The organism is Corynebacterium sp. Marseille-P3884 (assembly GCF_017942225.1).
In the GTDB taxonomy this organism is placed as follows: Bacteria; Actinomycetota; Actinomycetes; order Mycobacteriales; family Mycobacteriaceae; genus Corynebacterium.
The window spans coordinates 70,613-82,950 of sequence record NZ_JAGKSD010000003.1 but is presented as its reverse complement, the minus strand read 5'-3'; the positions used below and the strand labels follow the sequence as shown (position 1 = coordinate 82,950).

Annotated in this window: 11 protein-coding genes; 3 read left to right on the top strand and 8 right to left on the bottom strand. The window is 63.1% G+C overall.

What is annotated here, in order from left to right; translation table 11 throughout:
* Positions 1-11: 11 nt before the first annotated feature.
* The 5 genes from J5Y21_RS02490 to rplU form a co-directional block, all read right to left on the bottom strand.
* On the bottom strand, positions 12-1,289 hold the full coding sequence (locus J5Y21_RS02490; protein WP_210572477.1) for a glutamate-5-semialdehyde dehydrogenase: 1,278 nt from the start codon (positions 1,287-1,289) through the stop codon (positions 12-14).
* A gap of 23 nt (positions 1,290-1,312) precedes the next feature.
* Positions 1,313-2,443 (bottom strand): glutamate 5-kinase, encoded by a 1,131-nt coding sequence (proB, locus tag J5Y21_RS02485; protein ID WP_246874873.1) that lies wholly within the window; start codon positions 2,441-2,443, stop codon positions 1,313-1,315.
* Between the two features lie 5 nt (positions 2,444-2,448).
* Positions 2,449-3,981 (bottom strand): GTPase ObgE, encoded by a 1,533-nt coding sequence (gene obgE / locus J5Y21_RS02480; RefSeq protein ID WP_210572470.1) that lies wholly within the window; start codon positions 3,979-3,981, stop codon positions 2,449-2,451.
* A 124-nt stretch (positions 3,982-4,105) separates the two neighbouring features.
* The gene (gene rpmA / locus J5Y21_RS02475) at positions 4,106-4,450 is read right to left on the bottom strand and encodes a 50S ribosomal protein L27 (protein WP_210572469.1); all 345 of its coding nucleotides are present in this window, start codon (positions 4,448-4,450) and stop codon (positions 4,106-4,108) included.
* A gap of 29 nt (positions 4,451-4,479) precedes the next feature.
* Positions 4,480-4,785 (bottom strand): 50S ribosomal protein L21, encoded by a 306-nt coding sequence (gene rplU, locus J5Y21_RS02470; RefSeq protein WP_210572468.1) that lies wholly within the window; start codon positions 4,783-4,785, stop codon positions 4,480-4,482.
* A gap of 289 nt (positions 4,786-5,074) precedes the next feature.
* On the opposite strand from rplU, the gene J5Y21_RS02465 reads away from it, so the two are divergent.
* Complete coding sequence (locus J5Y21_RS02465) at positions 5,075-5,449, top strand: hypothetical protein (protein ID WP_210572467.1); 375 nt, start codon at positions 5,075-5,077, stop codon at positions 5,447-5,449.
* A gap of 11 nt (positions 5,450-5,460) precedes the next feature.
* Complete coding sequence (locus J5Y21_RS02460) at positions 5,461-5,994, top strand: sigma-70 family RNA polymerase sigma factor (RefSeq protein WP_210572466.1); 534 nt, start codon at positions 5,461-5,463, stop codon at positions 5,992-5,994.
* 11 nt (positions 5,995-6,005) lie between these two features.
* On the opposite strand, the gene J5Y21_RS02455 is transcribed toward J5Y21_RS02460, so the two are convergent.
* From J5Y21_RS02455 to J5Y21_RS02445, 3 genes are all read right to left on the bottom strand, one after another.
* Positions 6,006-7,373: an Hsp70 family protein gene (locus J5Y21_RS02455; RefSeq protein WP_246874872.1), complete on the bottom strand. Its 1,368-nt coding sequence runs from the start codon at positions 7,371-7,373 to the stop codon at positions 6,006-6,008.
* A 180-nt stretch (positions 7,374-7,553) separates the two neighbouring features.
* Positions 7,554-9,011, bottom strand: a complete 1,458-nt coding sequence (locus tag J5Y21_RS02450; protein WP_210572461.1) for a dynamin family protein — start codon at positions 9,009-9,011, stop codon at positions 7,554-7,556.
* 14 nt (positions 9,012-9,025) lie between these two features.
* On the bottom strand, positions 9,026-10,837 hold the full coding sequence (locus J5Y21_RS02445; protein WP_210572460.1) for a dynamin family protein: 1,812 nt from the start codon (positions 10,835-10,837) through the stop codon (positions 9,026-9,028).
* A gap of 291 nt (positions 10,838-11,128) precedes the next feature.
* Here J5Y21_RS02445 and J5Y21_RS02440 point away from each other — a divergent pair, with 291 nt between their 5' ends.
* Positions 11,129-12,307: a thrombospondin type 3 repeat-containing protein gene (locus J5Y21_RS02440; RefSeq protein WP_210572459.1), complete on the top strand. Its 1,179-nt coding sequence runs from the start codon at positions 11,129-11,131 to the stop codon at positions 12,305-12,307.
* The last annotated feature ends 31 nt before the right edge of the window (positions 12,308-12,338 follow it).

The following is a 12,338-nucleotide window of genomic DNA, read 5'->3' as shown; positions in this document are numbered from 1 at the left end:
CTAAACCGAAACTAATCTCGTGTCTGTCCTGTTCCTTCCAAGATCCACTTCGTGCTAGTCAGCTCGGGCAAAGCCATGGGCCCGCGGGCGTGGAGTTTCTGGGTGGAAATGCCGATCTCGGCTCCCATTCCGTATTGCTCACCGTCGGTGAAGGCAGTGGAAGCGTTGATCATCACCGCGGCGGCATCGACTTCGGCCGCGAATTTCTGGCAGGTGTACGCATTGTGCGACGCGATCGCCTCGGTGTGCCCCGACGAATACTGCGCAATGTGCGCGATAGCGCCATCTACTCCGTCGACGATCTGAGCGGCGATGTCCATCGAGAGGTATTCATCGGACCAGTCCGTCTCCGTCGCGGCGACCACATTTTCCGCACCGAGAGCAGAGAGCTTATCGACGTCACCATGCACCGTCACCCCCGCCTCCTGCAGAGCAGTAATGATGCGGAGTTGGTCTTCGGGGGCAAGCGCTGCGTCGATAAGCGCTGTTTCTGTCGCGTTGCACACAGAGCAGCGGCGCGTCTTACCGTTGATGAGCATCGCGATTGCTTCGTCGAGGTCCGCATCTTTGTCGATGTAGAAGTGGCAGTTGCCGGTACCGGTCTCGATCGCCGGCACCGTAGCGCCCGTGACCACCGCATCGATGAGGCGGGCGGAACCGCGCGGGATGACCACGTCGACAAGCCCGCGCGCGGTGATGAGGTCCTGTACTGAATCGTGCGTCTCGCACGGTAACAATTGCACGATCTCGCGCGGCAAGTCATGGTTGTCCGCGACGTCCTGCAAAACCTCTACGAGCGCCGCATTCGAGTGCTTTGCCGATTTCGACCCGCGCAGCAGCGCGACGTTGCCCGACTTGATCGCCAAGCCGAACGCATCGACCGTGACATTCGGGCGCGCCTCGTAGACCATGCCCATCACGCCCAGCGGAACACGCACCTGCTTCATCTGAATGCCATTCGGCATCAGTCCGCCGCGCAGCACCTCTCCCACCGGATCCTGCAGCGACGCCACCTGGCGCAGACCGCCCGCGATCCCCTCGATGCGTGCGGCGTCGAGTGCGAGACGGTCGATGAGCGATTCGCTCAGACCATTAGCTTTTCCGTCCTCGATGTCCTTGTTATTCGCGGCGAGGATCTCTTCTGTGCGTGCGACGAGCTCGTCCGCCGCGGCGTGCAGCACCGCGTCCTTGTCCGGTGTTGGGAGCGTAGCCAGCACTGGCGCCACCTTCTTCGCGGCGCGGGCTTTGGTCAGGACTTCTTCGCGTTCCAATACTCTCGCATCAGTCATGGTCGCCCACTGTAGTGGTTGGGCTACAGACGCGAAGCGTAATTAGAAAGGTAGTCCGCGTGAATGACGGAGCGGCGCTGGTGCGGCGGAAGCTCGTCGGTGTGCTTGCCCAGCATGCCGGTGAGTTCAGTGGCGTCGTAGCCGACGACACCGCGGCCGATGGCTTGGCCGTTGGGCCCCAGAATCTCGACGATGTCGCCGGAATGAAAATCGCCGTCGACACCGGTGATGCCGACTGCGAGCAAGGAGGTGCCGCCGCGGGTGACGGCTTCGACGGCACCGGCGTCGAGACGCAGCACGCCTTCGGCGTCGGCGGCGTAGAGCACCCAGAATTTCCAGGCGGAAAGCTGCGATTCCGGGCGAGTGTGGAAGACGGTGCCGACAGAGGCGTCGCCAAGCGCGTCCTCGATATTCTCCGCAGACGTCAGAAGGACCGGCACGCCGCCACGGGTAGCCAGGCGCGCAGCGGAAACCTTCGAGGCCATGCCGCCGGTGCCGAAAACACCGCCATCGCCGGCGACGATTCCTTCGAGGTCTTTGCCAGAGCGGACCTCCGGGACGAACGTGGCTCCCGGTTCCTTCGGATTGCGGTCGTAGAGGCCGTCGACATCAGACAGCAGGATCAAGGCGTCGGCGGCGGTGATCGTCGCGACGATGGCCGAGAGGCGGTCGTTGTCACCGAAACGCATCTCTGAGGTGGCAACGGTGTCGTTCTCATTGACGATCGGAACCGCACCCAACTGACGCAGCTTGTCGATGGTGCGCTGCGCATTCCTCGCACGCTCGCGCACACCGGCATCGGACTGCGTGAGCAGCACCTGGCCGATGGTGCGGTTATAGCGCTCGAAGGAACGCCCCCATGTCTGCGCCAAGTGGATCTGCCCCACCGAGGCAGCCGCCTGCTTCAAGGCGAGATCTTTCGGGCGGGTGGATAGTCCCAGAGGAGTCATGCCGGCGGCGACAGCACCGGAGGAGACGACGATGACATCGCCGCCGCGATCTGTGCGCGCTTCGATCGCATCCACGATGCGGTCGATCTTTTCTTGGGAGACCACGGAATTGGAGTCCACGAGCGAACTCGTGCCCAGCTTCACGACGATCTTTTTCGCCCCCGCAATCTGTTCGCGCAGAGTCTCCGGTACTACACCCGGCATCGTCATTAACCTTGCCACCTCTCTCGGTCGGCTTCCTGCCGATCGAGCAGGTCGTCGCCGTAATCGTATTCGTCGATAAGTCCTCGACGGGCCTGCGATGCGCGCTTGCGCTCGGCTGCGGACATGCGGTCCGTGCCGCCGAGGCGCGCGTCTTGGCCGCGGCCCGCCTTCGTGGGATCGCCGCCGATCGACGGCTCCCAATCAAAGGAGATCTCCCCGATGGTAACGGTGTCTCCCTCGTTCGCGCCGATTTTCCGCAATTCTTCTTCAACGCCGGCCTTATTCAAGCGATCCGAAAGGTAGCCGACCGCCTCGTCGTTCTCGAAGTCGGTCTGGCGGATCCAACGCTCCGCCTTCTCGCCGGTGACGAGCCAGCCGCCCGGGTACAGCGGGTCCGGGATGACCTGGATATCGTCGGTCTGGTCGACCGCACGCGGGCGGATAATCTGCGCGACTTTCTTGTCGGCGGCTTTACGGGCGACTTTCGGCTGTGACTTACGGGCGGCCTGAACGATCTCCCACAGCGCCCATTTGAGCTCATCGAGACCTTCGCGGGTGGCGGTGGAGATCATGTAGATCGGCCAGCCGAATGCTTCGGCGAGATCCTCGCGCAGGAATTCCGCGAGCTCTTTCGCTTCCGGGACGTCGACCTTATTCAAGACGATGATGCGCGGGCGCTGGCGCAGGTCGCCAAGGCCCGAATCGCCGTCTTCGGCCTCAATCAGGTCGGCATAGGAGTCGAGCTCAGCTTCCAGCGCCTCAATATCGGACTGTGGATCGCGGCCCGGCTCAAGCGTGGCGGTGTCCACCACGTGAGCGAGCACAGCAGTGCGCTCGATATGGCGCAGGAAGTCCAAGCCCAGCCCCTTGCCCTGACTTGCGCCTGGAATCAGGCCGGGAACGTCGGCGATGGTGAAGGTGTCATGGCCGACATCCACCACGCCCAAATTCGGCTGCAATGTCGTGAACGGGTAGTCAGCGATCTTCGGCTTCGCGGCCGACAACACAGAAATCAGTGAGGATTTGCCCGCCGACGGGAATCCCACCAGACCGACATCGGCCATGGACTTCAGCTCGAGAATCAAATCGTGCGCCTGGCCCGGCTCGCCCTTCAACGCGAAACCAGGGGCTTTGCGCTTCGCAGTGGCCAACGCCGCGTTGCCGAGGCCGCCGTAGCCGCCCTCCGCCGCTAAAAACTGGGTGCCCGGAACAACGAGATCGGCGAGCATATTTCCGTCGGCATCACGCACGACTGTTCCGACGGGCACCTCAAGCACCAGGTTTTCCCCGCGCGCGCCGTTGCGGTGGTCGCCTTCGCCATTGCCGCCGCGCTTTGCCTTCACGTGCGGGCGGTATTGGAAATCCAGCAGGGTGTGCACCTGCGTGGACACCTCCAAGATGATGTCGCCGCCGTGGCCACCATTACCGCCGTCGGGGCCGCCTAGCGGCTTGAATTTTTCGCGGTGCACCGACACGCATCCATGGCCGCCGTCGCCGGCCTGGAGGTGCAAAACTGCGCGGTCGACAAACTGAGCCATCGGGGGGATGCCTGCCTTTCAGATGGGGTTTTCCACGTGGAAGCGAGTGTACGGCCGTCGATAAGCGAAAGCGCCGTGCGACCCCCGAAAGGATCCACGGCGCGATCAAAGATAATGCGGGAAGTTACGCGGTAGCGGACTTCTCCTCGACGACAGCGTCGTCGACCAGGCCAGCGTCGTTCGCGGCCTCCAGCACCTCAGAGGAAACGCCCTCTGCGTCAGCCGGAATGATGTTGACGATGCGGCGCTTCTTCTTGATGCCGAACTGCACGGAACCTGCAGCCAGAGCGAACAGCGTGTCGTCGCCACCGCGGCCGACATTGTCGCCCGGGTGGAACTTCGTGCCGCGCTGACGGACGAGGATCTCGCCTGCCTTGACCTGCTGGCCGCCGAAGCGCTTCACGCCGAGGCGCTTGGACTCGGAGTCGCGGCCGTTCGAGGAGCTCGATGCACCCTTCTTGGTTGCCATTGTGGTTGCCTCCTAAGTGGCGTCTCGGATTACTTGATGCCGGTGATCTTCAGCGTCGTGTTGGGCTGACGGTGGCCCTGACGCACCTTGTAACCGGTCTTGTTCTTGTACTTGAGGATGTTGATCTTCTTGCCCTTGCCGTGCTCAACGATCTCAGCGGAGACGTTGACCTTGGCGAGGTCCTCGGACTTGGAGGTGACGTTTGCGCCGTCGACGAGGAGAACCGGGGTGAGCGCCACAGAATCGCCAGCTTCACCCTCGATCTTCTCGACCCGAACGAGGTCGCCTTCGGCAACCTTGTACTGCTTGCCGCCGGTCTTGACGATCGCGTACATAGCGGGTTACCCCTTTCTTCAACTCGCAACGGCGCCGGCATGCTACGGCACCGAAAACCATCGGATAAATTTAAGCGTTTCGGGGTTTACGTGGGATGTACGTCGCTACCTCGCTCGCATGCGTGTATCCGCGAAGGCGCGCCCCAAAACAGCGACTGTCAAAGACTACACCGCACCCTCGCGAAAGACCAAACTGCTTTGACTCGATCAATTCGGGAACATTTTTCGCGCCGGCCTCATTACACTGACGGAAGACACATGGTTTCACTCGGCGAAAGGAGGTCCCATCATGAACGAGTTCAATGAACCAACGGTTCTTCCGCCGTTCGGCGAGCTTTTCGCCGATTCCGCCCCCAGCGACGAGGCTCTTGCGCGCATGCTCGATGTCGCCGTCGACCCATCCACGCCGGATCCTGGCGATTCGCTCATTCCAGGTTCCGAGGAGGTCTCGCTCGACGAGTTCGACGAGGGCACTTCGCTTGACGACGGAGCTGTGGACCCGTCCGACCCACTCCCCGACGAAGAAACTGACTCTGAATTCCTCGATTCAGATCCCCTCGCTGACGATCCGATTGATGAGTCGGTACCTGAGTCGATGCCTGACGAGCCTTTGCCAGATGATTCGTCTGATGCTTTCCCCGACGATCCGTTGGCAGATTTCTAAGGAGGGATGACGTGGACCGCGAACGCGAACAGGAACTAGTGGCTCGCGCCCAAGCGAGCGACGAGAAGGCTTTCGCCGAACTCATCTACGACGCGAAGCGCCGTATGTGGGCCGTCGCCATGTCCGTGACGGGCAACAGCCACGATGCCGAGGACGCCATGCAGAACGCCATGATCTCTGCGTGGAAGAACATCGACCGGTTCCAGCCGCAGGCGCGGTTTTCCACCTGGATGTACCGCATCACGTCGAATGCGGCGCTCGAGCTTTTGCGCAAGCGCCGCGACATTCCCGACGACGATGCCGGTGCTGATACCCCCGATGCCTCTGCCCCGATCCAGCAGCGCATCACCACCACCATGGTTGTGCGTGAAGCACTCGAGACACTCGATCCCGATTTCAAGGAGGTCCTCGTCCTGCGCGAATACGGCGGCTTGACCTACGACGAACTCGCCGCGCAGCAGGGAATTCCCGTTGCGACGGTGAAGAGTCGCCTCAACCGCGCCCGCCGCAAGTTAAAGGATGCCCTCGTGGCGCAGGGTATTTAAGCCCCGGCCCTTTATCTCGTCGCGATAATAATAATGACGATGAGCAGCACTACTGCTCCGACGCCGACACCGGCCAGGAGTGGAGTGTTGCTCTTCTGTTTTTTCGGGGCACTCGGCGCAGGTCGCTGAGACATGGCAGCCATCTGCTGCGGGCGCTGCTGGGGTCCTTGTGGTCGTTGTGGTGGCGCGAAACCAGGGCGCTGACCTTGCGGTCCCGGCGGTCCGAAATTCGGGCGGGGAGGCATGGGCTGCCCACCCGGACGAGGCGCGGGACGCGGAGCAGGGGTCGGGGTGGGGGCAGGACGAGGGCCAGATCCGGGCCGAGGCGCATGACCAGGAGCAGCACCAGGGGCAGGACGGGGTCCCGGGCCGAATGGGTTGTCGCCGCTCTGCTTCGGCCCACCTGCGACGGCGGACTGAGTGAAACGGCGCAGCGTCGCGACGAGGGCGCCGCGGCAGACGACGGTCTTCGGATCGTCGAGACGCATGACGCGGCCGACCTTGCCCAGCTCATCCTGCACGTACGGGATACGCGAGGAACCACCGGTGAGGTAGATCGGAGTCGCCGGATCTTCGACGCCGGCCTCGCGCAGCACGGCGCGGGTCATGTCAGTCGCGCGCTCGATGGGCTGCGAGATGACGCTATTGAATTCGTCGCGGGTGATCAGGATGTCCTTCTCGCCCGACGGGGACGAAATAGTGATGGTCGCCGACGACGTGTCGGACAGCATCTCCTTCGCCTCGCGGATATTTTCCTGCAGCGAATTCATCACAGATGCAGGGGCGTTTCGCAAGGAATCGGCGAGATCCGGATCGTCGTGGTCGATCTGCTCGATCACCCAGCGGTAGACGAGATTGTCAATGGTGCGGCCGCCCAGCGAGTTATCACCCTTCGCGGCCACGACGCGGTAGTCACCGTTGCGCTCGGCACGCAGCACTGCGATGTCGAGGGTTCCGCCGCCGAAGTCGAAGACGACGACATGCTTGCCGACGGGAATTCGCTGCTGCGCCGCATAATGAATCGCCGCGGCACGCGGCTCAGAAATGGTGCGCAGACGACGAATGTCCAAGCCGGTGCCACTGGCAGCGTCAACGAGATTGCCCAGAGCATTATGGGACCACCGCTCCGGGTGGGTGAAGGTGACCGTGGCGGGGTCGGTTCCCGCGTGCTGGGATTTCGCGCGCTCCAGCACCGACTGAATGATCGCACCGAAAATCTTCTGCGCCGACACATCGTCGCCCTCGAGCTGGACGGTGTCGTGATCGATGAAGCGCTTCGGGGACAACACCAAGCGGGATGGGTCGCGGCGACCAGCGAGCAGAGCCGAGTCGCCGCTGATGACTTCACCGGACTCGTCGACAAAAACGGCCGAAGGCATGAGGTTTGACCGGTGGCTCAACGCCAATGCCTCCACGGAACCACCCGCGGGACTGGTGTGCGCTGCTGCAGAGTTCGACGTTCCAAAATCAACAGCTAGGTGCCACGGTGGGGCCACAGTTTCGTCCTCCTTGTTATTTACCGGAGCCAGTGTATCGTGCCCGGCGACTTAAAGGCACGATTAGCTTGCAATCTTATTCCACGCGGCTTGATACGCGACGATGAGACGCTCACGGGCATCATCCTCCGCAGCCGACAGCGGTGTCATCGCCAATTCGCGGAGATCACCGAGCTCCCTCCGGAGAGCAGCAGTGACTTCTTCCGGCAAGGCGGTGTCTTCGAGCCCCACCTTCTGTGCTGGGGTGATGCCCTGAATCGCGGCGAGCAGACGCGGGATGAGCACGGAATCAGGCGAGTCGCTGACGGTGTTTTTGAAGCTGCGGTAGAGCATCACGTCACGCATGGCCGGCTGGGACTCAAGAATCGACTGGACCCACAGAACGTGGTCGCGGGTTTCCGGGGCATTCGCCAAAGAATCGAGGACGTCGACGACGCGGACAGCGCGCTGCAGCATGGCGAAATACGGCATCGTCTGCGTGATGATGCTCGTCAAATAGTCGATGCCCGAGGTCGCGCGCATCCATTCCAATAGTCCTGCTGCCCCTTGCTGCGCCGCGACACCCCGGCCATACACCAGCCCGTACTCCCCCACCACGTCGAGCAAGTAGTCGCGGTTTTCGGAAGTGAATCCGTGCACCACGATCCCTGGGTCGTCTGCCTCGACGAAATCGATCAGGTCCTCACGGTCCAAATGAGCCAAATCCGCCAGGTCTCGGGCCACGGATTCGGTGATGCGTCCCGTCAGCGCCGACTCCGCCAGCAGGCCTGAGAGCGGAACCATCGTTCCAACGTGCCCGCCGAGCTGCGCTGCGATCCGCCCCGCATAGTGCTGCGCCATTTCCAGCGGGTCGTGGTGCCCAAAGGCCCCCGGACCGAAAGAGTCTGCGCGCGACAGGACGCCCACAGTCGTCAACGGGGTCATGCCGAGCTCGGAAAGAAACCCTCTTTCGTCTTCACGCGGTGCGGAATCAGAAAGGAACACGACACAGTCGGCCCAAGAGCTGGCGCGCTTGGTGTCGCGGGTGCCGTCGAGAAGCGTGCGGCGCGTGCGCGCCTCGTTTTCGACTGTGAGCGTCGCGGTGCCCGGCGTGTCGATGATGCCCAATGTCGACAACCGCGCGATCGGGATGAATTGACGCACGAAATCCACCTCATCGAGCGGCCGCTGCAAATCCGTCAACGCCTCGCCCGCGAGCGAAATCGACGTCACCTTCCCGTCAAGCCCGACGACCTCCGCGCGCGCCGGCGCTCCCTCGTCGTACACGCTCACCGCCATCGTGCACTCAAGCGAACCGGTCGCCGCGATCCGCGATTCCGTCAATGCATTCACCAGCGTCGACTTTCCCGACTTCAAACGGCCGATCACCGCCACGCGCGGCGGACGCGTCACCATTTCCCGCAGCTCCGAAGCCGGCGTCTCCAACTGCGGGCCGCCTCGCGCCAAAGCGTCGACGCTCTGCCGCAAAAGGACATCCAAGGCTTCGGTGTTCTGCTCGTGCACCGGATGTGGAGCATTCATCGTCGCAATCCTTCCTAGATCTGGCGGAGATGGTTCCGCAGCTCGTCGATCGTGGCCTGGAGAATCTTCTTGTTCTTCGTCAACCGCGTGATCGTCTCCTGGCGGCTCGACTCGGTCGCCCGGGCCGCGTCGCGCGCTTCCTTGATGTGGCCTTGGACCTCCTTTTGCTCCTGGCGCAAATGCGAGCGGTAGCGCAGCACCATCTCGGTGCGCGCCGCCGCAATCATCGTGTCCACCATGCGCACAATAGACATGCGCGTCGTCTGCACTGTTTCGCGCAGCCACTGGATCAGGTGATTCTTGCCGTTGCGAAGGGCTCGGAAACCCATGTTGATGCCCACCCAGACAGCACCGGCCAGTGGCGCAACCGGGATCACCGCGAGGAGCATGCCCGAGCCGATCACACCCATGGTGACCATCGACGGGTCAATCAGATCCTTCGTCTTCTTCTCTACGTCGCGGCCCTTGACCTCGTCCACCGTGATGGACTCCACCGCCGCGCCCGCCACCGAGTGGACGATCTCCGGGTGGTCCGGGAACAGTTGTTGGGCGCGCTGCTTCAGCCCGGCGAGCTGCTTGTCCAGCGTGGTGCCGATAAGGTCAGTCAGTTCTGTTTCGATCTGGCTGGTGAACACCTGCGGCTTCGACCGCAGCACGCGCATTCCTTCGCTGTTGATTCGCTTCGTCCACTTATTGCGCAGCTGCTCGATGTCCCCGTCGAGCTCATCGGTGATGCGGTTGCGCATCAGCTGGATATCGCGGCTGAGCAGCTGCTCCCACTCCGAGGCGTGCTCTTTGAGTTCTTCGAGCTCTTTCTGTTCCTGCTCGAGCTTGGCCACGCCTTCCGTCGGCTCGGCATTGACCTCGATCTCGCGGTCCGTGCGTGCGACGAGCTCCACCAGTTTCGTCGTCACCGATTCCATCGCGCTGCGCAGGCCCAGCGCCTGCGGATTCGCCAACAGGGTGGTGATCTGGCCGCGCAGCTCGACGATGCCGCTGCGTTGTGCGATCCCTGCGGCGCGCTGCGGGTCGGTGGCCGCCATGTCCACCGCGTCCATCGCTCGCAGGCTGGACACGCCGATCACGGGCACGTCCGCTCCGAGGTGCTCGCGAATGAGGCGCCTGTCGTCTTCGACAATCGCGCGCCAGCGGCGGATATTCTTGTCTGTCTTCGTCACCGCCACGACCACGGCGCCGACTTCTTGCCGCGCTTCGGCGAGAATGTCCATTTCCGGTTTCGTGATCGGGGTGGACGCATCGCACACCATGAGCAGCAGCCCGGCGCGGTGCGCTTCGCTGAACGCGGCCTGCACCGCGTGCTCATCGAGGCCGCCCACGCCAGGCGTATCGACGACCATCACTCCCGCCAGCGGCGGAAACTCCAGCGTCACAGCCGCAGCGGTGGCTAAGTCGTTCTCGTCGCTGCCCGCTTCCGCCCCGACAAGCCCGTCGATGGTGACGTACCGCGGCAGCTCCTCCACAGTGATCGGCTGCCGTCCCTGCCCGCGCACAAGCTGGACATCGGGCGCCGTGGGCCCTTCTCCCGCGCCCGTCAGGGAGACACGGATAGGCGCGCTTGTCGACGTCAGCACGTCCACCGGCAACAGTTCCCTTTGCCCGATCAACGCATTGACCAACGACGACTTTCCGCGCTTGATCTCCCCCACAACCACGACCGTTCCGCTGCGGAACGACGCATGCATGAGCGATTCCGCCGTCTCCGCCGCAGTGGTCTCCCCGTAACGGCGCAGAATGCTCAGCGCCCGTCCCAGCGATTCCTGCGGGGTACGCCGCTGCGGCTGCTGCGGGGTCTGCGAGGGCTGCATCCGGTCTCCTTTTCAATCGTTGAAGACGTGTGTTTATTCCTTGAGCACCCGAGCTTACGTGTTTTTGCGCTCGGAGTTGTCCCGATAGCCAACTAAACAATCGCACCTTAACCTGCTGTTTTCTACCACTTGCCGAAAAGTTTCAAAATTTTCTCAGCCAAACGGGAACCTTCGACATAGGCTGCGCATTACACGGGTGACTGGACAGAACGTCAGGTCAACACAGTCCGGTGGCACCCGGGCACCACAACACGACCGCACCGAATACCGACTCACAGAAAGGTTCACATCATGTCCGACCAGAACAACACCCCGAACACCAACCAGAACAACGGCGAATTCTCCATCGTTGACCCGGAAGGCAACACCGTCTCCGGCACGATCCTGGGCGGCCAGGACACCAACTACGACGGCAAGCTCGATTCCCTCCAGGTCGACATGGACGGCGACGGCAAGGCTGAGACCCGCGTCACCGACCGTGATGGCGACGGCCGCGCTGAGAAGGTCGAGCAGGACACCGACGGCGACGGCGTCGCGAACATCCTGGCCGAGGACACCAACAAAGACGGCAAGATGGACATCGTCAGCGAGGACACCAACAACGATGGCCTGATGGACACCTCCGTCCGCGACACCAACTACGACGGCATGAGCGACAAGGCTGAGATCGACACCGACGGCGACGGCCAGGTAGATGTGACCATCCGCGACACCAACTACGACGGCACCCCGGATTCCCTCTCCGTCGACACCGACGGCGACGGTGTTGCTGACTACTTCGAGTACGACACCGACGGCGACGGCGTCGTCGACTCCGCCAGCGGCACCCCGGGCGGCATGAACCAGACGCAGCGCGAGTTCCTCGAGGGCGGCGCCGCACCGGAGGGCACTGCACCGGCACCGGAGGCACCGGCTCCCGAGGCACCGGCACAGGAAGAAGCACCGGCACCGGCTCCCGAGGCACCGGCACCGGAGGAGGCACCGGCTCCTGAGGAAGCACCGGCTCCGCAGCCAGACGGCCAGGCAGCGGCCGCATCGTCTCCAGCTGACGGCATCGCGGTCGACCTCGACGGCGACGGCTACGCAGACCTGATCGCTACCGACGCCGACGGCGACGGTGTCGTCGAAGAGATGCAGTACGACACGGACGGCGACGGCATCGGCGACCTGATCGTCCTGGACACCGACGGCGACGGCCGCGCAGACGAGGAGCACCTCGACAGCGACGGTGACGGCGTGACGGACTCCGCGATCATCGACACCGACGGCGACGGCATCGGCGACATCCACATCTCCGACACTGACGGCGACGGCTACTACGACGCCGAGGAAGAGATCGTCACCGATAACACCGCAATGGACATGCCGACCACGGACGAGCTCGGCTACACCGAGGACGCTTACCAGGAGAGCTACGAGGACAGCGGCGACGCTGCCGGCCTCGACGACACCACCACCGACTTCGCCTAAACAGCAATCAGGCCCCGTTCCCAGAAGGGAG